This window comes from Actinocrispum sp. NPDC049592 (assembly GCF_040675465.1).
Taxonomy (GTDB): domain Bacteria; phylum Actinomycetota; class Actinomycetes; order Mycobacteriales; family Pseudonocardiaceae; genus Kibdelosporangium.
In genome coordinates, this window is sequence record NZ_JBFAPA010000001.1 from 227,820 (window position 1) to 249,694 (window position 21,875).

Below are 21,875 nucleotides of genomic sequence, written 5' to 3' on the forward strand. Positions count from 1 at the left end.
TGACTCTAGTGAACCAAGTCGGGCGTACCCCTAGTACGCCCGACTTCGTTCAAGCGGGAACATTTCAGCCCTTCTTGACGACCTTGGCGTACCGGCCGTTCGGGCCGAGCCAGGTCACCACGATGGTGACGATGGCGCCGAGCGCGGCGGCCCAGCCGAGGCCCTTCATCAGCGAGGTCGCGACGTCGAGGGCGACGATGGCCGACGCGCCCAGGGTCAGCACGGCGCCGATGGTGACCATGACGCGCGCCCAGGTGGCGGCCTTGCCCATGGCCAGGCCGAACAGCAGCATCACCGCACCGGCGAAGATCACCAGGTACGCGCGGGTGTGGACGGTGCTCTCGATCTGGTTGAGCTCCGTCTCGAGGAACGAGCCGCCGAGGTCCTTGGCCTGGTCCACGGTGACGCCGGCGAGGTCGGCAACGCCTTGCACGACAAGGTCCTTGGCCAGCTGTGCGCCGCCGGCCAGCATCATGGCGCCGTTGGCGATCGCGGCCGCACCGGACACAACGGCGAGGACGATCGCGGCCATCAGGGTGCCCGGCTTCTTGGCCGGAACGGTGCCCGCCGGGGCGGTCGAATACGTGCTCACGACTGTGGTTCTCCCTCTGATTCGCGTGATTCCGGGCGACTTTGTCGGGGGTCACCCAGGCGCAGGACAGTAGGAATCAGGACCACACGGAAGGAACACACGATTTAAGACGACTGTGTAGAGATCAGTTCACTGGGGACGTTCATCACCACGACGGTCGGCCCGCCCAGCGGACTGGTCACCACCAGAGTGCCATCAAATGCCGACAAGCGCCGCTCGATGCCGCGCAAACCCGTGCCACCGCTGGGATCCGCGCCACCCTTGCCGTCGTCGCCGACGAGGATGTTGAGCTGGCCTTCCTCGTATCCCAGCCGAATCCACGCTTTACTGGCACCGGCGTGTTTGACCACATTGGTCAGCGTCTCGGCGACCGCGAAATATGCGGCGGACTCAACCGGGGCGGACAACCGGCCGGGAATGTCGATCTCCACGTCGATCGGCATCGAGTGCGCCAGCACGAGCGCGTGTATCGCGCCGTCCAGCCCGCGGTCGGCGAGCACCGGCGGGTGGATGCCGCGCACCAGGTCACGCAGTTCGGACAAGGCCTGCGAACTGGCCGCCCTGGCCTCGGCGAGCAGTTCCCGCGCGGCCGCCGGGTCACGCAACACGGTCTCCTCGGCCATCCCGAGGCTCATGCCCAGGGCGACCAGCCGCGCCTGTGCCCCATCGTGCAGGTCTCGTTCGATCCGGCGCAGTTCGGCGGCCTGGGTGTCCACTGTGTCCGCTCTGGACTCGGTCAGCTGCCGCACCCGGTTGGCCAGCCGGGACCGTTCGGTCGGCGCGAGCAGCCATCGGGCCAGCAACGCCTGCGCCCGCATGAGGTGCGGCGCCGCGTACCACCAGAAGGCCAGGTACACGAGCCCCAGGGTGCCGGCGATGTAGACCGCCGACGCCTCGGAGTTGACCGAGAGGAACCCGATGAGGTCGACCTCGGCGTCTTCAGGCAGTGCCCACCACCAGGTCCACAGTGTCAGGTGGCCGATCGCGCCGAGCAGCATGCCGATCTGGGTCACCGCCAGCGTCAGCCCGGCGGTCATCTGCACGAACAGGAATGCCACGTCCCGCCAGGTCGCCGGATCACGGAGGATGTCGAAGACGCGGACGATCAGCCCTCGGTCCGACCGCTGCCGGTAGGGCCGCTCGATCGTGGTCCCGAGGATCCACCCGGCCCGCCGCCTGTGCAAGTTGGTGAACTTCCGGACCAGCGCGACCACACCGAGCACGAGCGGGAACCCGATCCAGATCGGGATGAGCCCGAGGGACAACGCGGTGAACGCGACCAGCAGGTAGTTCGGTACCTCCAGCGGTACCAGCGCGACAGCCCAGCCGAACAGCTGGCGACGGGTCGGTGTCTGGGGCGGTGCGCTCATACCCCCATTCTGTCGTGCGCGTGGCCGTCGGCCAGTGGACCTAACACCACTCCTCCAGGCCCTGACACCACCACACCGAAACTCCCCCGCAAATCTATCCCCACCCACCCCCAACCATCATTCCGAGCCCCACCTGACCAGCCAAAAAAAAGATCAAACCGCCCAGAGCACCCCTCGAAAATCCAAGTTACCAGGCGGGGCGGACGGGGCGGGGCCATGAAGATCGACTTCGGCGGAGTTGTCCACAGGCGCGGCTCGGTTGCTATGGGCGCGACGCTCTGAAGGTTGTGCGCCGAGGTCGGCAAGGAACGGGTCAAAGTGAAGACCCAGGGGCCAAGGCAAACAACGCTCCGAATTCGAGGCCTCTTGGCTGAGGGCCAAACCAGAGCCGCAACAGGCCAATCCGAGACCCACCTGGCCACAAGCAAGGCAATGCCTCGGGGTGGCAAGCCCAGATGGGGGGCACCAAAACCGGCATGGAGCGCGGCGAAACGTAGGTAGGCCAAGACATGCAGCGCCCGGATCTGACCGGCCCTGAAAGGTGACCAGGGACAAAGCTAGCCAAACCGAGACTCCACGGCAGGGTATCGCCCGGGTCCGGCTGGTCTCAGGGCTGAGCGCCAGAGCCTGACGCAAAGGCCCCGCCTCGCCACACGACACGAGAGCGCCCCGGGTCCCACGAGTCCCAGCGCTAAGCGCCACAGCCTGAGACGAACGCTCCGCCTGGCCACACCACACGACAGGGCAGCGCTCCGGGTCCAACCGGTCTCAACGCTAAGCGCCAAAGCCTGACGCAAAGGCCCCGCCTCGCCACACCACACGGCAGCGCTGTGCACCGCCGTCGTCGGGCGCCACGGGCCGGACGGTGTGCGAGGCGAAGGCTCTGTCCGCTTACCGACCAGGTCAGCTCTGGTCCTGGTCAGGGCTGCGCCCAGCAAGCCAGACGGAAACCGGTGGCGAAGACCCACTCCCCTCGTCGGGCCCGCCAGGGCTGGACAACCGCAGGCCGGACCAGCCCGTGGCGAAGACCCCTGGCCACACCGCACGAGAGCGCCCACGCGCGGTCGGGCTGGCACCAGAACCAACGGGCCGACGGCCACGGCGAGGGGTCAGTCGGTGGGGGTTACTACGGCGAGGATTGTGCCTAGGTCTACTTGTTGGCCTGGTTTTACCGGCAGTTCTGTGAGGGTGCCGGGGGTGGGGGCGGTGATTTTGTGTTCCATTTTCATGGCTTCGAGCCAGAGGAGGGGTTGGCCGGCGGTGACGGTGTCGCCTTCGGTGGCGGCTACGCGGATGACGGTGCCGGGCATGGGGGCGAGGAGGCTGCCGGGCGCTACTTGGGTTGAGGGGTCGGTGAAGCGCGGCACCGGGGTCAGAGTGACTGGGCCCAGGGCTGAGTCGACGCAGACGACATCGGGATACCGGGCCACGGTGAAGGTTCGGCGGACTCCCTCGACCGTGAGCGCCACCTCCGTCGCGGTGCCTTCAACCACGGTGACGTCCGGGAAGGCGTCGGCGATCAGGCCCGTGCGGGTGTGGCGGTAGGTGATTTCGTGGTCGCCTTCGCCGGAGCGGTACGCCTTCCGCTGCGGTTGGGATGGGACGTTGCGCCAGCCGCTGGGGAGGTTTGTCTGGCGGCTCGCTGCGTCGGCGAGGGCAGCGGCGAGGGCGCTGAGGTTGACGGCGTCCTTGTCGGCCAACGGGGTTGTGAGGGCGTGGCGGGCCAGGAAGGCCGTGTCGGTATCCCCGGCCAGGAATGAGGGGTGGCGCAGCACGCGCACCAACAGGTCCCGGTTGGTGACCAAGCCATGGATCTCAGCGCCCGCCAACGCGCCCGCAAGGCCCAGGGCGGCCTCGGTGCGGGTCGGTGCGTATGCGATGACCTTGGCGAGCATGGGGTCGTAGTAGACGCCGACCACGGAACCGTCCGAAACGCCGCTGTCCAGGCGGAGTCCGTACCGAGCAGGCACCTCAAAGGCAGCAGCCACACCGGGAATGGACAGCCGGTGCAGGGTTCCGCTCTGCGGCCGCCAGTCCTGGGCCGGGTCCTCCGCGTACAGCCGCACCTCGATGGCGTGCCCCTGCGCGGAAGGAGGTGTGTCGCTCAGCGGAACGCCTTGGGCGACAAGGAGTTGCAGGCGGACCAGGTCCTCACCCGTCGTGCACTCGGTGACGGGGTGCTCCACCTGCAGGCGGGTGTTCATCTCCAGGAAGAAGAACCGGCCCTGCTCGTCGGCGAGGAACTCCACCGTGCCCGCGCCTGTGTAGCCGATCGCGGAGGCGGCTGAGCGGGCAGCCTCGAAAAGGCGTGCACGCATGCCCGGGATCCGGGTCACCAAAGGCGAAGGCGCTTCCTCGATGACCTTCTGGTGCCGCCGCTGGATGGAACACTCGCGCTCGCCCAGCGCCCACACGGTTCCGTGGGTGTCGGCCATGACCTGGACTTCGATGTGCCGGCCGTTCTCCAGGTACGGCTCGCAGAACACCGTCGGGTCGCCGAAAGCCGACGCGGCCTCCGACTGTGCCGCCTCCAGCTCAGCAGGGAGGTCGGCAAGGGTACGCACAACCCGCATGCCCCGACCGCCGCCACCCGCGGAAGCCTTGATCAGCACCGGGAAATCCGCGTCGGACACAGGCTCCACAGAGGACAGCGTGGGCACGCCCGCCGCGGCCATCAGGGACTTCGACTCGATCTTGGACCCCATCTGGGCGATCGCCGACGGCGGCGGGCCGATCCAGACCAGCCCAGCGTCCAGCACTGCCTGCGCGAACGAGGCGTTCTCCGACAGGAACCCATACCCGGGGTGGATCGCGTCCGCGCCCGCCCGCAGAGCGGCCTCGATCAGCAACGATCCCCGCAGGTACGTCTCGCCAGGTGTGTTGCCCGGCAGGCGAACCGCGGCATCCGCCTCGCGGACGTGCGGCGACGAGGCGTCCGCGTCGGAGTACACCGCGACACAGCCGATGCCCAGGGACCGGCAGGTGCGGAACACCCGGCGGGCGATCTCCCCGCGGTTGGCGACCAGAACACTCGTGATCATCGCTCTCACATCCGGAAGACGCCGAAGCCGTCCGCACCCGCGACCGGCTGAGTGTGGATCGCCGACAAGCACAGCCCGAGCACGGTCCGCGTGTCCCGTGGGTCGATCACGCCGTCGTCGTACAGCCTGCCGGACAGGAACATCGGCAGCGACTCGGCCTCGATCTGCGCCTCGACCATCGCGCGCATGCCCGCGTCGTGTTCCTCGTTGTACTCCTGCCCGCGCGACTGCGCCGCCGCTCTGGCCACAATGGACAGCACTCCGGCCAGCTGCTGTGGGCCCATGACCGCCGACTTCGCCGACGGCCAGGCGAACAAGAACCGGGGATCGTAGGCGCGGCCGCACATCCCGTAATGCCCGGCGCCATACGACGCGCCCATCAGGATCGAGATGTGCGGGACCTTCGAGTTGGACACCGCGTTGATCATCATCGCGCCGTGCTTGATGATCCCGCCCTGCTCGAAGTCCTTGCCCACCATGTACCCGGTGGTGTTGTGCAGGAAGATCAACGGGGTGTCGGTCTGGTTGGCCAGCTGGATGAACTGCGCGGCCTTCTGGGATTCCTCGCTGAACAGCACGCCGCGGGTGTTCGCGAGAATCCCGACCGGGTAGCCGTGCACGGACGCCCAGCCGGTCGCCAAACTGGTGCCGTACATGGGTTTGAACTCGTCGAAGTCGGAACCGTCGACCACCCGGGCGATCACGTCACGCGGGTCGAACGGGATCTTGAGGTCCCCGGGCACGATGCCCAGCAGTTCCTCCTCGTCGTACAGCGGCGGCACGACCGGTCCAGGGTGGACACCGCGTTTGCGCCAGTTCAGCCGGGCCACGATCCGCCGGCCGATCCGGATGGCGTCCTGCTCGTCCAGCGCGAAATAGTCGGCCAGGCCGGACTTGCGGGCGTGCATCTCGGCCCCGCCCAGCGACTCGTCGTCGGACTCCTCACCGGTGGCCATCTTCACCAGCGGCGGCCCGCCGAGGAACACTTTGGACTGTTCCTTGACCATCACCACGTGGTCGGACATGCCTGGCACGTAAGCACCACCGGCGGTCGCGTTGCCGAACACGAGAGCGATCGTCGGGATACCGGCGGCCGAAAGCCGGGTGAGATCCCGGAACAGCCGACCGCCCGGGATGAAGATCTCCTTCTGCGAAGGCAGGTCCGCGCCACCCGACTCGCCGAGGTTGATCAGCGGCAGCCGGTTCTCCAGCGCGATGTCCATGGCGCGGAACGTCTTCTTGACCGTCCACGGGTTGCTCGACCCGCCGCGCACGGTCGGGTCGCTGGCCATGATCATGCACTCGACGCCCTCGACCACGCCGATCCCGGTCACCACACTGGCGCCGACCGTGTAGTCGCTGCCCCACGCGGCGAGCGGGGACAGCTCCAGGAACGGCGAGTCCGGGTCGATCAGCAGCTCGATCCGTTCGCGGGCCAGGAGCTTGCCGCGCTTGCGGTGCCGTTCGACGTACTTCGGACCGCCGCCCGCGATCGCCTTGGCGTGCTCGGTGTCCAGCTCCGCGAGCTTGCCGAGCATCGAGTCGCGGTTGGCCGCGTAGTCCGGCGACGATGTGTCCAGTGTGGACTGCAACGTCGTCACAGCAGTACCTCCGGGATGTCCATGTGCCGCGCCCGCAGCCATTCGCCGACCGCCTTGGCCTGCGGGTCGAACCGCGCCTGTGATGCAACGCCGTCGCCGAGCAGCCCGGTGACCACGAAGTTCAGTGCGCGAAGGTTGGGCAGAACATGCCGCGTGACCGGCAGCGAAGCCGTCTCGGGCAGCAACCGCTGGAACTCTTCGACAGTCAAGGCGTTCGCCAGCCAGCGCCAGGCCTCATCGGTCTCGACCCACACGCCGACGTTCGCGTCCCCGCCCTTGTCACCGCTGCGAGCACCGGCAACGAGCCCCAAAGGCGCAAGCCGTGTGGGACCAGTCAAGGGAGCGGGCAAAGGTGGCGACGCAACCGGAGCAAGCTCCAAAGTCTCCGCAGCGGGTGGGATCGCGATCCGGGAACCATCCACAATGGCCACCTGCTCGACCAGCTTGGCGTCCACGAACCCGGGCGTGAACAGGCCGTACGGCGAAGCGTCACCCGGCGGCGCGGTCACGTGGAACCCCGGATACGAAGCCAAAGCGATCTCGACAGCCGCGCTGGAGAACGCCCGGCCGACCACCTTCTGGTCCGGATCCTTGACCGCGCACCGCAAGAGCGCGCTGGCCTCCTCCTCGACCGAGGCGTCCGCGTGGTCGGTCCGCGCCAGCGTCCACCGGACCTCGGCGGGCGGCCGATCGCCGAAAGCGTCCGCCATCTGCTGTTCGACCAAAGCGGCCTTGGCCTCGATGTCCAACCCGGTCAGCACGAACACCATCTCGTTGCGGAAACCACCGAGCGTGTTCAGCGACACTTTCAACGTCGGCGGCGGAGCCTCGCCACGCACACCCGAGATCCGCACCCGGTCAGTGTCCTCTTGCGACAGAGAAAACGAGTCGAACCGGGCGGTCACATCGGGTCCCGCGTACCGGGCGCCGGAGATCTCGTAAAGCAGCTGCGCGGTAACGGTTCCCACGGTCACGGCACCGCCAGTGCCGGGATGCTTGGTGATCACAGAGGACCCGTCGGCCTCGATCTCGGCGATCGGGAATCCCGGACGCCGAATGTCGTGCCGCGAAAAGAAAGCGTAGTTCCCACCAGTGGCCTGGGCACCGCACTCGATCACATGCCCGGCGACAACCGCACCGGCAAGGGCATCGTACGAAGTCGGCGTCCACCCGAAGTGCGCGGCAGCGGGCCCGACAATCACGGAAGCATCCGTGACCCGGCCGGTGACAACGACATCCGCGCCGGCGCGAAGGCATTCCGCGATGCCCCAAGCACCGAGATACGCGTTGGCCGTCAACGGCGTGCCCAGCCCCAGTTCGGCGGCCCGGTCGAGCAGGTCATCGCCCTCGACGTGCGCGATCCTGACCGTCAGACCGAGCCGGGAAGCCAGCTCCCGCAAGGCGTCCGCGAGCCCGGCCGGGTTCAGCCCGCCCGCGTTGGCGACGATCTTGACGCCGCGGTCGAGCGCGAGCCCGAGACCCTCCTCCATCTGCCGCAGGAACGTCTTGGCATACCCCAGCCGCGGGTCCTTCATCCGGTCGCGGCCGAGGATCAGCATGGTCAGCTCGGCGAGGTAGTCGCCGGTGAGCACGTCCAGCGGTCCGTCCGTGAGCATCTCGCGCACCGCGGCGAACCGGTCCCCGTAGAAACCGGACGCGTTGCCGATCCTGATCGCCGACATGGCAGCCAGCATGCCAGCCATCGAGAAAACAAGCAAGCGTGCTTGTTTTCACCTCGGGCAAGATGGCGGCGTGCCCAAACTCCAGCCCCACCACGTCTGGCTGATCGGGATCCCGCTCAACCTGCTGCTGTCCATCCCGGCGTACTACGTCGTCGTGTTCGTCGGGCTGGCCGGCGTGGTGATCGGCGGCGAGTTCGGCTGGACCACGGTGGATCCGACCCTCGTGGACGACGGCGTTGGCATCCCCATCGGCATGGGGGTGGCGGCCCTGGTCTTGGGCACCGCCATCGTCGTGAGCCTGAACGCGTTCGCCTTCCGTTCGGGCGTGAACCACCGCAGCTACTGGCCCGCGGTCTTCGCCCTGGTCGTGGTCCCGAACCTGTTCCTGCTCTAGCGGATCTTCACGACGACCTCGCCGTCGTCATCGGGATCGTCGGGTTCGTCCTCGTCGCCGCGCAGGAAGTCCAGCCGGGTCTGCGGCGTGCGAGGCCGGTCGCGGTCCCACACCTCGGCGCGTTCCTCACCGGTCAGCTCGGCCAGCCCTTCCTCGATCCGGCCGAGGTTGGTGCTCAGCGCCGAGGTGAACTCCAGCGTCCGGAACACCTCACGGACGTTGCGCCGGCCCGCGAGGACGTCGTTGACCAGCCGGTTCACGTGTGGACTGCCGCTACGCCGGGCGAACACCGCCAGGTTCGCACGCAGCTCGCGGGCATCACGCTCGTCGCCGTGCACGAGCCGCGCGATCCCCGACTCCTCATCCTCCTCGCTGGCCGACCAGGCCCAGTTCCAGTAGCCAACCTTGTGGACGGCCTTGATGACCTTGGTGACCCGCCAGGCGCCGATGATGTCCATCAGGATGTCGAGGCCGGGAACCTCCAGCAGGCAACCGGCCGCGGCGATCGCCCCGGTGATCAGCCCCTCAAGCGCGGACGCGCATTGCTGGATACCGACCAGCACGTCGTTGTACTTGTCCGCCAGCTGCCGGAGCGCGAAATTGCGGCCTTCGATGGCGTTGGCCAGCTGGTCGAAGTGGCTACCGGCGCCGTCGGCGGCATTGCCCATCCCATGACATCCAGCCCGCATCGGGGCGTTGTCATCGACTTTGAAATCGAGTTTCGTGATGCCACCGGGATGGTACTTCGAGTCGAGGTTCTGCCCGGTACTCCGGTGGTTGTGCCGATAGACCGGCGCGAGGTGGCCAGCTTCGAGTTTGACCTTTTCTTGAATGCAAAAGGACGCTGAAACCTGCCATTTTGCCCTCCCCTCGCGGGCATAGTGCAAGCCGCAGGCGGTTACCGCCGAGGAATGACGAACAATACCTTTTGGGCGATTCACGAATTGCGGGGCTGTGGCACTATATCGACGTGCAACCGAGCGAGTCGCGAGTTGTCTGGCGTATGCCCACCGCACTGCGAATTCTCGGCGTGACCGGGTGCGTGGTGCTGGAGCTGGCGGCCATCTTCGGGCCCAGCCGGGTGCCTGAGGATCCGGTGAACTGGGCGCCGGTCGCCGGGCTCACCCTGGTCCTGGTGGTCACTGTGGCCTTCGCGCGGCGCAGTTGCGTGCTCGATCACGACAAGCTCATCGCGAAAGGCCGGTTCGCCACGCGCGAGGTGGATCTGAAGGACCTTCGGCAGGCGGCTGTCGGACTGGGGCAGAGCATCTGGGTGCAGACCCACCACCCGCTCGACGACCGCGGCGGGGATGTGCTCTGCCTGCGGACGATCCCGAAGTCGAAATTCACCCTAATGGGTTTACCTGGCGGCGAGGGCGCGGTGCGGTTGATCAGGGCGCGGGCTGAGGAGGCCGGGGCGCGGCTGGATCCGCCGGTGCGCAACCCCACGCGGGCGCCGAGCAAGAAGCCGCTCGTCTTCAGTATCTAGCCGGGCTGACGACCAGGGCCGGGCACACCGGCGAAGGCCTGCGCGATGTCCAGCCAGGCGTCCGCGTCCGCGCCCTCGGCCTTCAGATCGGTGTCGTCGCGGTGGCGTCTTTGGGTTGATACCAGGGAGAAGTCGAGGGCGCTGCCGACGATCCGCTGGACGGCGTCCTCCGGGCCCCATGCCCAGGTGGTGCCGTCCGGTGCGGCCAGTTCGACGCGGAACGGTTCGGCTGGCGGGGTGCGGCCGTTGATGTTGAACGCGAAGTCCCTGGTGCGTACTGAGATGTGCGCGACGTGGCGCAGCCTGGCGGTGGCCGGGCGGGAGATGCCGAGGGCGTCGGCGACGTCGAGGCCGTGCGCCCAGGTCTCCATGATCCGCGCGGTGGCCATGGACATCACGCTCATCGGCGGCCCGAACCACGGCAGCTTGGTGCCCTCCGGCACGGCGGCGAGGACCTCGACGAGACGCACCCGGGTGCCGCGCCACCACTCCAGCAGGTCGGCCGGATCGCGCTGCGCACCGGCTTGAGCGGCGTCGTCGGCGAAGGTCGTGGGCGCTTTGAAGGCCTCGGTGAGCACGGCCTGGAACCCGTCCGCGTCGGTCGCGGCCAGCACCGAGGCCTCGTCCGTCCAGGCCAGGTGCGCGATCTGGTGCGCGATGGTCCAGCCCTCGGCCGGGGTCATCGTGGCCCACTGCTCGGCGGGCAGGTCGGCGACGAGCGCTTCGAGCGAGTCACCCTCGGCGCGCAGATCGTCCAGCAGGCCCTTCAGCTGCGACGGCATGCCGACAGACTGCCACTCGGTCAGGAAGCAAGCAACCGCGCTTGTTTTGGCCTGACCTTCTCGAACAACGCGGCCATCCGCAGCACGCCGAGGTCGTCGAACCGCCGCCCGGTGATCTGCAGCCCGATCGGCTGTCCCTCGGCGGTGAACCCGGCGTTGATCGACACCGACGGCTGGCCGGACATGTTGTACGGCACGGTGAACCCGATGTGCTCGAACGGTCTCGCCGGATCGTTCACCGGCGACGCCCAGTCCGCCGGGAACGCCGAGACCGGGGAGGTCGGCGAAAGCACGAAGTCGAACGGCTCGGTGGCGCGCAAAGCCGCCACCGTCATCGCGTCGATCTGTGAGAACCCGCGGTAGACGTCGACGCCGGAAGTCGAAGCGCCGCCACGGGCCCATTCCAGGATGTACGGCAGCACCCGGGACCGGCGCTCCTCCGGCAGGGCAACGAGATCCGACCACAGACGGGTCCGCCAGAACAGGTCCAGACCGTTGAGCATCTCCCTGGTGACAAAGGGATCCACCGGTTCGACGACCGCGCCCTCGAACAGCTCGGCGGCGTCGGTCACGGCCTTCCTGATCTCCGGCTCGACGTCCAGGCCCACACCGGCGTCGAGGTGCAGCCCGATCCGCACTCCCTCGGCCGAGAAGTCCAAGGACTGCCAAGGGATGTCACTGGGCGGCAGGCTCATGTGGTCGCGACTGTCCGGTTGGGACAGAACGCTCATCAGCAACGCGGTGTCCGCAACGGTTCTGGTCATCGGACCCACGACCCGCCCGATGTACGGCGGGTTCACCGGCACCCGGCCGAAACTCGGCTTCAACCCGACCAGCCCGCAGAAGGCCGCGGGCAACCGGATCGAGCCGCCGATGTCGGTCCCGATGTGCAACGGGCCGTAGCCGGCGGCGGCCGCGGCACCGGCGCCCGCGCTCGAACCGCCGGGGGTTCGGTTGGTGTCCCACGGGTTGCGGGAGGCTTCGTGAAAGCTCGACAGGCCGGAAGTGAGCATTCCGTAGTCGGGCATGGTCGTCTTGCCGAGCAGCACCGCGCCGGACTCCCGGATCCGGGCCGCGGCAGGCGCGTCCTGCGATGCAGGCGTCAGGTCGGTGGCGGCGGTGCCCAGTGGGACGGGCGTGCCCTCGGTGGCCACGTTTTCCTTGATGGTCACCGGAACGCCATCCAAAGTCCCTTGTGGACTTCCGGATCGCCAGCGCTGCTCCGACTCCTTGGCCGCCGACCGCACCTCGGCGGGATCGTGCGTGTAGAACGCCTTGAGCACCGGTTCGCGGGCCTCGATCCGGGCCAGCACGGCCTCGGCCACCTCGACCGGCGACAGGTCACCCGACCGGTACCCGGCGAGCAGCTCCACTGCGGTCAGTTCGGTGAGATCGGTCATCATGCCCCTCCCGGCGGGTCGAACCGGCCGTCCACAGCGGTCCAGCCACCGTCGACGGCCAGCACCGCGCCTGTCACGAAACTCGAGGCGTCCGAGGCGAGGTACACCACCGCGCCGGCCATCTCGGACGGCTGCGCCCACCGGCCGAGCGCGCCCTTGTCCGCATATGCCTGGTACCACTCGGGATCCGACTTGATCTGCGCGGTCAGTGGCGTCTCCACCACCCCGGGCGCGATCGCGTTCACCCGTACCCCGGACGGGCCGAACTCCGCCGCCGCGGTCCGCAACAGTTGCACCAGCCCGGCTTTGGTGGCCGCGTAGACGCTTTGCCCTGGTTCGACCACCGAACCACGAATCGAGGAGAAGCCGATGATGCTGCCCCGGCCGCGCTCGACCATGCCCGCGCCGAACGCCCGCACCACGTCGAAGGTGGCGCCCAGGTTGAGCGCCACCACCTTGTCGAACTCCGCGCGGCTGTAGTCAAGCAGGCGCTTACGCACGTTCATCGCGGCCGTCAGCACGACCACGTCGATCACGCCGAGCCCGGCGGCCAGTTCCTGGACCCCCTCGGTGTCCAGGACGTTGACCTCGCGAGCCTCGGCGTCGATCGCGGACGCCGTTTCCCGCGCAGCGGGAAGGTTCACATCGGCACAGACGACGGTCGCCCCGTGGGCTGCCAACGCGTACGCGGACTCGCGGCCGATCCCACTACCGGCACCGAGCACGATAGCGCGGCGACCGTCCAAACGGAACAGTTCACGGTAGTCGTTCACGGCCGGATCACCGCCATTCTCGTCACCGTCAGCTCCTCGACGGCGAACCGGGGGCCTTCCCGGCCCACACCGGAGTCCTTCACCCCGCCGTAGGGCATCGTGTCCGACCGGAACCCGGGCACCTCGTTCACCACCACACCACCGACTTCCAGCACGTCCAACGCACGGAAAGCGGTCTCCAGCGACCGCGTGAACACCGAGGCGTGCAGGCCATAACGGGAGTTGTTGACCACCGCGAAGGCGTCTTCCACAGTGGACACCGTGCGTATGCAGACCACCGGCCCGAAGACCTCCTCGTCCCAGCAGGGTGCGCCATCCGGCACATCGGCCAGGACGGTTGGCATGATTACGCCACTTTCGCTGCCGCCGCCCGCGATGACCCGCGCCCCAGCGGAAACGGCGTTCTCGACCCACTGCAGCACCCGTGCTGTCGATCTGCCGTCGATCAACGCCGAGACCCGGGTCGCCGGGTCTCGCGGATCCCCAACGACCACTTCCTTCATACGAGTCTTAAGCAGAGTCGTGAATTCCTCGGCGACCGAGTCCACGACGATCACCCGCTGGACCGAGATGCACGCCTGCCCCGAGGCATAGAACCCGCCGCGCAGCACGGCATCGGCCGCTGCCGCGAGATCGGCGTCGGCGGCGACGACGAGCGCCGCGTTGGAACCCAGTTCCAGCAAGGTCTTCCGGGGAGCGGCATCCCGAGCGATCTGGTGACCGACCGCGGCCGAACCGGTGAAGGACACCGCACCCACGCGCGGATCGGTGACGAGCGTCGACCCGACCTCGGCGTCCCCGGTGACCACCTGGACGATCGCTTCCGGCGCGCCGGCCTCGACCGGGGCCTCGCGGAGCAGGTGGGCCAGCCACAGGGTCGCCAAAGGCGTTGCGGGAGCGGGCTTGCACACCACCGGGCAGCCCGCGGCGATCGAGGGCGCGATCTTGTGCGCCGCCAACAGCAACGGGTAGTTGAACCCGGCGATCCCCACCACCACACCGATCGGCCGCCGGGTCCAGAACCCCACCAGCCCATCCCCGGACGGCAGCAGGTCGAGCGGAACGGTCTCCCCGTGCAGCCGCGCCACTTCCTCGGCGGCCGCCTGCAGGGTGACCAGAGTCCGGGCCACCTCGACCTTGCAGTCCACCAGGGGTTTGCCCGTCTCCGCGACCAGGAGTTGTTCGAACTCCTCGCGGTGGGCTGCCAAAGCACGGCCAGCCGACGTCAGGATGTCCCGGCGGATCCGGGAAGGCAGAGCCGCGACCTCGGCCTTGACCGCAACGGCTTCGTCGATCGCCAGCCTGGCCAGTTCTTTCGTGCCGACCGGGGCTTCGGCCACAACGCTGCCGTCGTACGGGAACGTCACGGGCTCGGTGCCGGTCTCGATCCACTTCGGACCGATCGGGAGTCCGGCTGGGTGGGACATCAGGATCCTCCCTGGAACCGCGCGAGCGCGCCCTGCAGCGTCGGCACCGCCGCGATCAGTTCGCGTGTGTAGGGATGGTTCGGGTAGCGGTAGATCTGTTCCACGTCACCGATTTCGACGATCTGTCCACGCCGCATCACGGCGACCGTGTCACACACCCGCCGGACCACCGCGAGGTCGTGCGAGACGAAGACGAGCGTGAGGTCATACCGCTCCACGAGTTCGTCCAGCAGGTTGAGGATCTGCGCCCGGACCGACACATCCAGCGCGCTCACCGGCTCGTCCGCCACGAGAACCTTGGGATACGGCGCCAAAGCCCGCGCGATCGAGATCCGTTGCCGTTGACCGCCGGAGAACTGGTGCGGGTAACGCGTGGCCGCGTTCTGGGGCAGGCCAACGGCATCCAGCAGCTCGCGCAGGCGTTCGCTGCGGTCGTAGTCGCGGTCCAGCGGTTCACAGATGATGTCCTTGACGCGCATCCGCGGGTCCAGCGAGCCCATCGGGTCCTGGAACACGATCTGCAGGTCGTTGCGCAGGAACTTGAGCTTGCGCTCCGGCAGGGTGTCGATCCTGGTGCCACGGAACCGGATCAGGCCGCCGGTCGGGCGGTCCAGCGCGGCCAGCAACCGGACCAAGGTGGACTTCCCGGAGCCGGACTCGCCGACGATCCCGAACCGCTGCCCCGCGTTCACCGTGAAGGTCACGCCTTTCAGGGCGTGCACGTTGCGGCGGTAGGTCCGATGCAGGTTGTTGACCTCGATCATGCCGTCCCCAGTTCCGAGAACGTCAGCAACTGTTGGGTGTAACGGTGTCTGGGTGCGGTGAACACGTCCTGGACGAGCCCGCCTTCGACGATCCGCCCTTCGTACATGACAAGCACGCGGTCACACACCGACGCGACCACCGCCAGATCGTGCGTGATGAACAGCAGCGCCGACCCCCTTGTCCCGGCGACGATCAGCTCCAGGATCTGCTTCTGGACAGTGACATCCAGCGCCGTCGTAGGCTCGTCGCAGATGAGCAAGGACGGGTTGTTCGCCAGGGCCATCGCGAGCATCACCCGCTGCCGCTGACCGCCGGAAAGCTGGTGCGGGTAGGCCTTCGCGGCCCGGCGCGGTTCCGGGAGCCTGACCAGCTCGAGGAGTTCGACCGCGGCGGCCCGGGCCGAACGCCGGTCGCGCTGGGTCCGGTGGATCAGCATGACCTCGGCGACCTGCTTGCCCACCTGCATGGTCGGGTTGAGCGCGGTCATCGGCTCCTGGAACACCATGGCCATGTCCCGGCCGCGCAGCCGCGCCAAATCCCGTTCCCGCGCGCCCAGGATCTCCTTGTTACCGAACAGAACCGAGCCCGACGCGGTCAGTTCATCGGACAGCAGGCCCATCACGGCCGCCGCGGTGAGCGTCTTGCCGGAACCGGACTCGCCGATCAGCCCGACCCGCTCCCCTTGACCGATCTCGAAGGACACATGATCGACCAGGTGGGTGTCCCCACTGGACACTCCCAGGTTCTCCACGGTCAGCACGGTCATCGGCGGCCTGCCAGTTTCGGGTCGAGCCGGTCTCGCAGCCCGTCGCCGAGCAGGTTGAAGCCCAGCACGGCGATCGCGATGGCCACGCCCGGCACGAGCGCCAGCCTTGGTTGCACGGCAAGCAGTTCCTGCGACTCCTGGAGCATCCGGCCCCATGACGGTGTCGGTGGCCGGGTGCCGAAACCGAGGAAAGACAAGGCCGCCTCGGACAGCACGGCGATCGCGAAGGACACCGAGCCCTGGACGATCAGCAGCCCGGAGATGTTCGGCAGCACGTGCCGGACCGCGATCCGCAGACCCCGGCGGCCGGCCGCTCGGGCCGCGAGCACGTACTCGGTGCTCATCACCTGCAGGGTCCCGGATCTGGCGATCCGCGCGAACGACGGCACGGTCGCGATGCCGATCGCGATCATCGCGGTCAGCGTGCTCGCCCCGAACACCGCGCCGAACATGATCGCCAGCAACAGCGCCGGGAACGCCAGCACCAGGTCGTTGACCCGCATGATGAACTCACCGAGCCAGCGGGTCATCCCGGCCAGGATCCCCAACGGCGTCCCGATCAGCGCGGCCACGCCGACCGCGACGATGCCGACATACAGCGTGGTGCGGGCGCCGACCATGATCTGGCTGACCATGTCCCGGCCGAACTTGTCCGTCCCCAGCAGGTAGTCGCCGGACGGGCCCATCAACCGGATCGAGGCGTCGACGCGCAGGGCGTCGTGCGGCGTCCAGATGAACGAAACCAGCGCGGCGAGCACCACCAGCACGACCAGGATCGTTCCCACCACGAGGGTCGGCGTGCGGCGGCGGGTCTCGGTGGTGACCATCAGGACCTCCGCAACCGTGGGTCGATCACCGTGTACAACAGGTCGACCACGAAGTTGACCAGCAACGCGGCCACCACAAGGACCAGCACGATCCCCTGCACTGTCAGCAGATCACGGGCCGCAACCGAGTCCAGCAGCATGCTTCCCAGGCCAGGCAACACGAACACGCGCTCGACCACCACCGCGCCGATGAGCAACGTCGTCAGCTGCAGACCCAGCACAGTCACCACCGGCACAGCGGCATTTCGCAGACCGTGACGCCGTAGCGCCTGGCCAGGTCTGAGACCTTTCGCCCGGGCGGTGCGCAAATAGTCCTCGTTCAACGTGTCCAGCACGGCCGAGCGCACATACCTTGTCAGCACAGCGCCTTGCACCAGACCGAGCGACGACGCGGGCAGGATCAGACCACGGACGAACTCGCCGAAGTTCTGGTTCGGCGGCGTCCAACCGCCGGAAGGCAACAGCTTCCACTGCACGGCGAACAACTGGACGAGCAGGATCCCGGCCAGGAACGCCGGAATGGCAACACCCAGCTGGGACAGGCCGGAGATCAAGGTGCCGCTGGCCTTGCGGTGGCGGACCGCGGCGAACGAACCGAACGGGATCGCCACGATCAGCGCGACCACCATCCCCGCACCGACCAGCCACAACGTCACGCCAAGCCGGTCGACGAGCTGCGGCCCGATCAGGTCACGCGTCACATACGAACGGCCGAAGTCGCCGGTGACCACACCGCGCATCCAGTCCAGGTACTGAGTCGTGAGTGGACGGTCGATGCCGAACTCGTGCCTGGTCTGGGCCAGCAGCTCTGGAGTCGCGTTGACGCCCAACGCGACCTGCGCCGGGTCGCCGGGCAGTACGGCCATGAACAGGAACACGGCGATCGAGGCCACCGCCACGCTGACGACGAAGATCGCGGTCCGGCGGAGGATGCGCAGCGCCATCACGCACGCCCCAGCCCGGTCAGGTCGAACGACTCGGACACCTGGTTCTGGGTCAGTCCGGTGACCTTCTTCTTGGCCGCCACGATGTTCGGGAACAGGAACAGCCAGTCGGCCGCCGCGTCCGCGTTGATCGTGCGCGCGACCTCTTTCATGGCGGTGATCTGCTGGTCCGGCGTGCCGGAGTCGCCCTGGGTGATCAGTTCCTGGACCTTCGGGTTGTTGTACCCCCAGTAGTACTTGGGGTTGCCGAAGGTGACGATGTCCCGGGGCTCGACGTGCTGGATGATCGACATGTCGTAGTCGTGGTCGGTGAACACCTGCTTGAGCCAGACCGCCGGGAAGTCCAGGGGCTCGATGCTCACCGAGACACCGACGTCGTTGAGCTGGGACGCGACGACTTGCGCCGCCGACACGGCGTACTGCAGGTTCGGGATCCGCAGGCGCAGCCGGAGGTTGCGGCCGGCCAGGATCTCCGCGGCCTTGCCCGGGTTGTACGAGTACACAGTGGACAGATCCTCGTACCAGGGATCGGTCGGCGGGACCATGCTGCCGATCAGCGTTCCCCGGTCCGCGGCGACCGTGGACATCACGGCCTTCCGGTCGATCGCGTACATCAGCGCCTGGCGGATGTTCTTGTCGTCCAGCGGCGGCCTGGCGTTGTTGAACGCCAGCGTGACCTCGGAGTTCGTCGTGCCCTGCAGCACGGTGAACCGGGTGTCGGTCTCGAACTGGCCGACCGAGTCCGGGGTGGTGATCGCCGAGATCACGTCGATCCCGTTGCTCAGCAAGGCGTTGTTGAGCGCGGTCGGGTCCTTGAAGTACTTCAGGTACACAGTGGCGTAGGCGGGTTTCCTGCCCCAGTAGTCCGGGTTGGCGCGCAACACGATCGAGTCGCCGCGCTTACGGCTGGAGAACATGTACGGCCCGGTGCCGACCGGCGTGTTCGCCAGATCGGCCACTCCGGACTGGCTGAACATCGCGCCGACCCGGGTGGTCATGTCGAACAGCCAGTTGTTGCTCGGACGCTTGAGGACGACCCGGGCATGCGTGGGATCGACGACCTCCACCCGGTCCACGACGTCCATTTTGGACTTGAGCGAGATCGTCCACGCGGTCTTCACGCGTTCGATGGAGAACTTCACGTCACTCGCGGTGAACGGCTGGTTGTTGGTGAACGTGACGTTCGGTTGCAGCTCGAAGTCGTAGGTCTTCCGGTCCGCGCTGACTGTCCAGCTCTTGGCCAGCAACGGCACGATCCTGCCCTGGGTGTCGAGTTTGACCAGGCCCTCGTACACGTTGGTCAGCAGAGCCTGCGGAATCGCGGCACCATCGGTACGGGTGAAGTCGAGGTTGGCCGGCTCCGCGGTGAACCCGATCGAGATGGCGCTCGTGTCATTGGGCGTGGCGGCCGTCTGACCGGCGGAGCAAGCAGCCACCAGGGCGACTGCCACCAAGAGCACCCGCACTGGCATCACCACCTAGTATGCTGGTCTGACCAGTAGACTGACACCGGTCCGGCGCGTTGGTCAAGAGGAGCGGTCGGGATGTTCTCACCGGTCAGCCCGGTCCGGGCTTATGAGCGGGTGGTCGAGCAGATAGAGGCCGCCGTGTTCGGCGGGCAGCTGCCGCCCGGCTCGCACCTGCCCAGCGAACGGGACCTGATGACCCAGTTCGGCGTGTCGCGGTCCACCGTCCGCGAGGCCCTGCGGGTGCTGCAGTCCAACGGCATGATCCAGTCCCGCGCGGGCGACCCCCGCGGGCCGCTGGTCCTCGCCGCCTCGCCCGTCGCCCTGCACAAGTCGATGACCCGCCTCGCCCGCACCTCGTCGATGAGCCTCGGCGAGTTGCTGCAGTTCCGGATGCTGCTGGAGGGCTCAGCGTATTTACTGGCCGCCCAGCTGCACACCGCTTCCCAGCTGGCGGAAATCTCCGCGGCCCTCGACACCATGACCACCGCCACGGACTACACCGCGTTCAGCGACGCCGACGTCGCCTTCCACGACGCCGTCGCGCGCGCGACCCAGAACACCATGATCATCGTGTGCAGCACTGTCGTGCGTGGGGTTGTCCTGGACCTCATCGAGGACCATCTGGCCCACGCCACTGACCGGCAGGCGCTGATGACTCGGTACCTGAAGCACCACACCGAGGTGTTGGAGGCTTTGCGGGCGCGCAACGGTTCGCTGGCTTCGCAGCTGGCCCGCCGCGCGCTGTACGACAGCTACGCCTCTTACCTCCCGGAGGCCGACCGCGCCATGCTCACCCCACTGCTCGAGAACTAGAGCCAGCCTTTGGATTCGGCGATCTGAAGGGCTTCGGCGCGAGTTCGGGCGCCGAGCTTCTGGATCGCGGCGGACAGGTGGTTGCGGACCGTGCCTGGGGACAGGTGCATGCCTTTGGCCATCTCGGCGATGGTGCCGTGGCCTCGGGCGGCGGCCAGGACCTCGGTCTCGCGTGGGGTCAGCGGGCTGGCGCCTTCGCTCAGCGCGGCCAAGGCCAGGGAGGGGTCGACGACTCGTTCACCTGCGGCGACCCGGCGGATGACGACCGCGAGTTCGGTGACCGGCGCGTCCTTGAGCAGGAAACCCGCGACACCGGCGTCGACGGCCGAGCGGAGGTAACCGGGGCGGCCGAAGGTGGTGAGGATGACGACCTTGGTGGCCGGTACCCGGGTGCGGAGGTGGCGGGCGGCTTCGAGGCCGTCCATGCCCGGCATCTCGATGTCGAGCAGGGCGATGTCCGGGCGGAACGCCTCCGCGGCACCCACGACCTCGTCGCCGCGGCTGAGTTGCACGACGACTTCGAGGTCCGGTTCGAGGTCCAGCAACGTGGCCATCGCCCCCCGGAACATGGTCTGGTCCTCGGCCAGCAGCAACTTGATCATGCGGGAACCTGCACGTGGACGATGAACCCGCCGTCCGGACCGGCAGCACCCGACGACAGCGAGCCGCCGAGGGCCTGCACGCGTTCGGTCAGGCCCACGAGGCCGTTGCCCCGGTGGTCCGGGTCGGTCGGGCCGGTGCCGTCGTCGACGATCTTCAGCGAAGCCGACGCGCCGCCGATGGACAGTTGGATCCGGCAGGTGGCGGCGCGGCTGTGGCGCAGCACGTTGGTCACTCCTTCGCGGACGGTCCAGGCCAGCGCGCCATCGACGGGCAGCGGCAGGGACCAGCTCTCCGGTGAGTCGACACGGCAGTCGATCCCGGCCGAGGCGGCGGCACGCCGGGCGGACGCCAGCTCGCCGGCCAGGGTGGGCTGCCGGTAGTTGGTGACGGCCTGGCGCACCTCGGCGAGGGCGCGCCGGACCACGGTATCGATGTCGGCCAGCTCGTTCTCCGCGCGCTCCGGGTCGGCGGTCACCAGCCTGCGGGCGAGCTCGGTCTTCACCGCGATCACCGACAGGCTGTGCCCGACCAGGTCGTGCAGGTCACGGGCGATCCGGTCGCGTTCGTCGGCGACGGCGAGCCGGGCCCGTTCCCGCCTGCTGGCCTGCAGTTCGGCGAACATGTCGAACTGGGTGCGGGCCTGCGAGGTGAAGAACCCGACAATCACGCCGACCAGCGCGAGCCACAGCACGAGCGCCTTGTCCTGGTGCTGCCACCCGGCGATCAGCCCGAGCACGGTGCCGATGCCGAGCAGCCGCAGGGCGACCCAGCGGCCGCCGAGCCAGCCGGTCGCCGCGCTGAGCCAGGCCGCGTTGAACGCCCACTCCGAACCGGCGACGGCGGGCAAGCCGAGACACAGCACGAGCAACGTGAAGTACGAGGGCCAGAACGGCAGCCGGGACAGCTTGCCGAGGGTGAGGTCGAAGGTCGTGCGCATCCCCAGGATCGCGCTGGCGACCGCGGCGACGACCACGAGCACCATCTGCCAGACCGGGTGGTGACCGGAGAAGTAGATCACCGACGACGATGCCATTCCCAGGTACATCAGGACGAACCGCGACCACAGCCGGCGGTTCCACATCGTCCGTACCCGGTCGTCGTCCGCGAGATCCACTTCCGCCGTCACGTCGCCCATTG

Annotated in this window: 20 protein-coding genes; 3 read left to right on the top strand and 17 right to left on the bottom strand. The window is 68.0% G+C overall.

All coding sequences use genetic code 11. From position 1 onward, the window contains the following. Positions 1 to 64: 64 nt before the first annotated feature. The 5 genes from AB0J95_RS01055 to AB0J95_RS01075 all read right to left on the bottom strand — a co-directional run bounded on the left by AB0J95_RS01055 (position 65) and on the right by AB0J95_RS01075 (position 8,286). On the bottom strand, positions 65 to 592 hold the full coding sequence (locus tag AB0J95_RS01055; protein ID WP_364750542.1) for a hypothetical protein: 528 nt from the start codon (positions 590 to 592) through the stop codon (positions 65 to 67). 104 nt (positions 593 to 696) lie between these two features. Beyond that, positions 697 to 1,962 (bottom strand): sensor domain-containing protein, encoded by a 1,266-nt coding sequence (locus tag AB0J95_RS01060; protein WP_364750545.1) that lies wholly within the window; start codon positions 1,960 to 1,962, stop codon positions 697 to 699. 1,109 nt (positions 1,963 to 3,071) lie between these two features. Next, entirely contained in the window at positions 3,072 to 5,003 is a 1,932-nt protein-coding gene (locus AB0J95_RS01065; protein WP_364750547.1) for a biotin carboxylase N-terminal domain-containing protein, read from the bottom strand. A gap of 5 nt (positions 5,004 to 5,008) precedes the next feature. Continuing rightward, complete coding sequence (locus AB0J95_RS01070) at positions 5,009 to 6,604, bottom strand: carboxyl transferase domain-containing protein (protein ID WP_364750549.1); 1,596 nt, start codon at positions 6,602 to 6,604, stop codon at positions 5,009 to 5,011. Beyond that, positions 6,601 to 8,286, bottom strand: a complete 1,686-nt coding sequence (locus tag AB0J95_RS01075; protein WP_364750552.1) for an acyclic terpene utilization AtuA family protein — start codon at positions 8,284 to 8,286, stop codon at positions 6,601 to 6,603. The genes AB0J95_RS01070 and AB0J95_RS01075 overlap by 4 nt, the downstream gene beginning before the upstream one ends. 70 nt (positions 8,287 to 8,356) lie before the next feature. On the opposite strand from AB0J95_RS01075, the gene AB0J95_RS01080 reads away from it, so the two are divergent. Beyond that, positions 8,357 to 8,680: a hypothetical protein gene (locus tag AB0J95_RS01080; RefSeq protein WP_364750553.1), complete on the top strand. Its 324-nt coding sequence runs from the start codon at positions 8,357 to 8,359 to the stop codon at positions 8,678 to 8,680. Here AB0J95_RS01080 and AB0J95_RS01085 read toward each other — a convergent pair. Further along, positions 8,677 to 9,348: a hypothetical protein gene (locus AB0J95_RS01085; protein ID WP_364750555.1), complete on the bottom strand. Its 672-nt coding sequence runs from the start codon at positions 9,346 to 9,348 to the stop codon at positions 8,677 to 8,679. The two genes, AB0J95_RS01080 and AB0J95_RS01085, sit on opposite strands and share 4 nt — an antisense overlap. Positions 9,349 to 9,683: 335 nt before the next feature. Here AB0J95_RS01085 and AB0J95_RS01090 point away from each other — a divergent pair, with 335 nt between their 5' ends. Next, positions 9,684 to 10,169 (top strand): hypothetical protein, encoded by a 486-nt coding sequence (locus AB0J95_RS01090; protein ID WP_364750558.1) that lies wholly within the window; start codon positions 9,684 to 9,686, stop codon positions 10,167 to 10,169. On the opposite strand, the gene AB0J95_RS01095 is transcribed toward AB0J95_RS01090, so the two are convergent. The 9 genes from AB0J95_RS01095 to AB0J95_RS01135 are packed head-to-tail and all read right to left on the bottom strand — an operon-like array spanning position 10,166 to position 19,325. Beyond that, positions 10,166 to 10,951: a TIGR03084 family metal-binding protein gene (locus tag AB0J95_RS01095; protein ID WP_364750561.1), complete on the bottom strand. Its 786-nt coding sequence runs from the start codon at positions 10,949 to 10,951 to the stop codon at positions 10,166 to 10,168. The two genes, AB0J95_RS01090 and AB0J95_RS01095, sit on opposite strands and share 4 nt — an antisense overlap. Positions 10,952 to 10,971: 20 nt before the next feature. Then, positions 10,972 to 12,351 (bottom strand): amidase, encoded by a 1,380-nt coding sequence (locus AB0J95_RS01100; protein ID WP_364750564.1) that lies wholly within the window; start codon positions 12,349 to 12,351, stop codon positions 10,972 to 10,974. Beyond that, complete coding sequence (locus tag AB0J95_RS01105; protein WP_364750566.1) at positions 12,351 to 13,124, bottom strand: SDR family oxidoreductase; 774 nt, start codon at positions 13,122 to 13,124, stop codon at positions 12,351 to 12,353. Before AB0J95_RS01105 ends, AB0J95_RS01100 begins: the two co-directional genes overlap by 1 nt. Then, complete coding sequence (locus tag AB0J95_RS01110; protein WP_364753381.1) at positions 13,121 to 14,554, bottom strand: aldehyde dehydrogenase family protein; 1,434 nt, start codon at positions 14,552 to 14,554, stop codon at positions 13,121 to 13,123. Before AB0J95_RS01110 ends, AB0J95_RS01105 begins: the two co-directional genes overlap by 4 nt. After that, a complete protein-coding gene (locus AB0J95_RS01115) occupies positions 14,551 to 15,315 on the bottom strand; it encodes an ATP-binding cassette domain-containing protein (RefSeq protein WP_364750569.1) in 765 nt (254 codons plus the stop codon). Before AB0J95_RS01115 ends, AB0J95_RS01110 begins: the two co-directional genes overlap by 4 nt. Next, the gene (locus tag AB0J95_RS01120) at positions 15,312 to 16,082 is read right to left on the bottom strand and encodes an ABC transporter ATP-binding protein (RefSeq protein WP_364750572.1); all 771 of its coding nucleotides are present in this window, start codon (positions 16,080 to 16,082) and stop codon (positions 15,312 to 15,314) included. Before AB0J95_RS01120 ends, AB0J95_RS01115 begins: the two co-directional genes overlap by 4 nt. Continuing rightward, positions 16,079 to 16,909, bottom strand: coding sequence for an ABC transporter permease (locus AB0J95_RS01125; protein WP_364750575.1), 831 nt, complete (start codon positions 16,907 to 16,909; stop codon positions 16,079 to 16,081). Before AB0J95_RS01125 ends, AB0J95_RS01120 begins: the two co-directional genes overlap by 4 nt. After that, positions 16,909 to 17,853: an ABC transporter permease gene (locus AB0J95_RS01130; protein ID WP_364750578.1), complete on the bottom strand. Its 945-nt coding sequence runs from the start codon at positions 17,851 to 17,853 to the stop codon at positions 16,909 to 16,911. The genes AB0J95_RS01125 and AB0J95_RS01130 overlap by 1 nt, the downstream gene beginning before the upstream one ends. Further along, positions 17,853 to 19,325, bottom strand: coding sequence for an ABC transporter substrate-binding protein (locus tag AB0J95_RS01135; protein WP_364750581.1), 1,473 nt, complete (start codon positions 19,323 to 19,325; stop codon positions 17,853 to 17,855). Before AB0J95_RS01135 ends, AB0J95_RS01130 begins: the two co-directional genes overlap by 1 nt. Before the next feature lie 72 nt (positions 19,326 to 19,397). Here AB0J95_RS01135 and AB0J95_RS01140 point away from each other — a divergent pair, with 72 nt between their 5' ends. Then, positions 19,398 to 20,135 carry a FadR/GntR family transcriptional regulator gene (locus AB0J95_RS01140; protein WP_364750584.1) on the top strand — a complete coding sequence of 246 codons (738 nt, stop codon included), beginning with the start codon at positions 19,398 to 19,400 and terminating at the stop codon, positions 20,133 to 20,135. Here AB0J95_RS01140 and AB0J95_RS01145 read toward each other — a convergent pair. Both AB0J95_RS01145 and AB0J95_RS01150 read right to left on the bottom strand, forming a co-directional pair. Continuing rightward, positions 20,132 to 20,737: a response regulator transcription factor gene (locus AB0J95_RS01145; RefSeq protein WP_364750586.1), complete on the bottom strand. Its 606-nt coding sequence runs from the start codon at positions 20,735 to 20,737 to the stop codon at positions 20,132 to 20,134. The two genes, AB0J95_RS01140 and AB0J95_RS01145, sit on opposite strands and share 4 nt — an antisense overlap. Beyond that, on the bottom strand, positions 20,734 to 21,864 hold the full coding sequence (locus AB0J95_RS01150; RefSeq protein ID WP_364750589.1) for a sensor histidine kinase: 1,131 nt from the start codon (positions 21,862 to 21,864) through the stop codon (positions 20,734 to 20,736). Before AB0J95_RS01150 ends, AB0J95_RS01145 begins: the two co-directional genes overlap by 4 nt. Positions 21,865 to 21,875: the final 11 nt, after the last annotated feature.

Coding starts and splice junctions, on each gene's coding strand:
- AB0J95_RS01060 (WP_364750545.1), bottom strand. CDS start 1,962: ATGAGCGCACCGCCCCAGACACCGACCCGTCGCCAGCTGTTCGGCTGG.
- AB0J95_RS01065 (WP_364750547.1), bottom strand. CDS start 5,003: ATGATCACGAGTGTTCTGGTCGCCAACCGCGGGGAGATCGCCCGCCGG.
- AB0J95_RS01075 (WP_364750552.1), bottom strand. CDS start 8,286: ATGTCGGCGATCAGGATCGGCAACGCGTCCGGTTTCTACGGGGACCGG.
- AB0J95_RS01085 (WP_364750555.1), bottom strand. CDS start 9,348: ATGGGCAATGCCGCCGACGGCGCCGGTAGCCACTTCGACCAGCTGGCC.
- AB0J95_RS01090 (WP_364750558.1), top strand. CDS start 9,684: ATGCCCACCGCACTGCGAATTCTCGGCGTGACCGGGTGCGTGGTGCTG.
- AB0J95_RS01095 (WP_364750561.1), bottom strand. CDS start 10,951: ATGCCGTCGCAGCTGAAGGGCCTGCTGGACGATCTGCGCGCCGAGGGT.
- AB0J95_RS01100 (WP_364750564.1), bottom strand. CDS start 12,351: ATGACCGATCTCACCGAACTGACCGCAGTGGAGCTGCTCGCCGGGTAC.
- AB0J95_RS01115 (WP_364750569.1), bottom strand. CDS start 15,315: ATGATCGAGGTCAACAACCTGCATCGGACCTACCGCCGCAACGTGCAC.
- AB0J95_RS01120 (WP_364750572.1), bottom strand. CDS start 16,082: ATGACCGTGCTGACCGTGGAGAACCTGGGAGTGTCCAGTGGGGACACC.
- AB0J95_RS01125 (WP_364750575.1), bottom strand. CDS start 16,909: ATGGTCACCACCGAGACCCGCCGCCGCACGCCGACCCTCGTGGTGGGA.
- AB0J95_RS01130 (WP_364750578.1), bottom strand. CDS start 17,853: ATGGCGCTGCGCATCCTCCGCCGGACCGCGATCTTCGTCGTCAGCGTG.
- AB0J95_RS01135 (WP_364750581.1), bottom strand. CDS start 19,325: ATGCCAGTGCGGGTGCTCTTGGTGGCAGTCGCCCTGGTGGCTGCTTGC.
- AB0J95_RS01140 (WP_364750584.1), top strand. CDS start 19,398: ATGTTCTCACCGGTCAGCCCGGTCCGGGCTTATGAGCGGGTGGTCGAG.
- AB0J95_RS01145 (WP_364750586.1), bottom strand. CDS start 20,737: ATGATCAAGTTGCTGCTGGCCGAGGACCAGACCATGTTCCGGGGGGCG.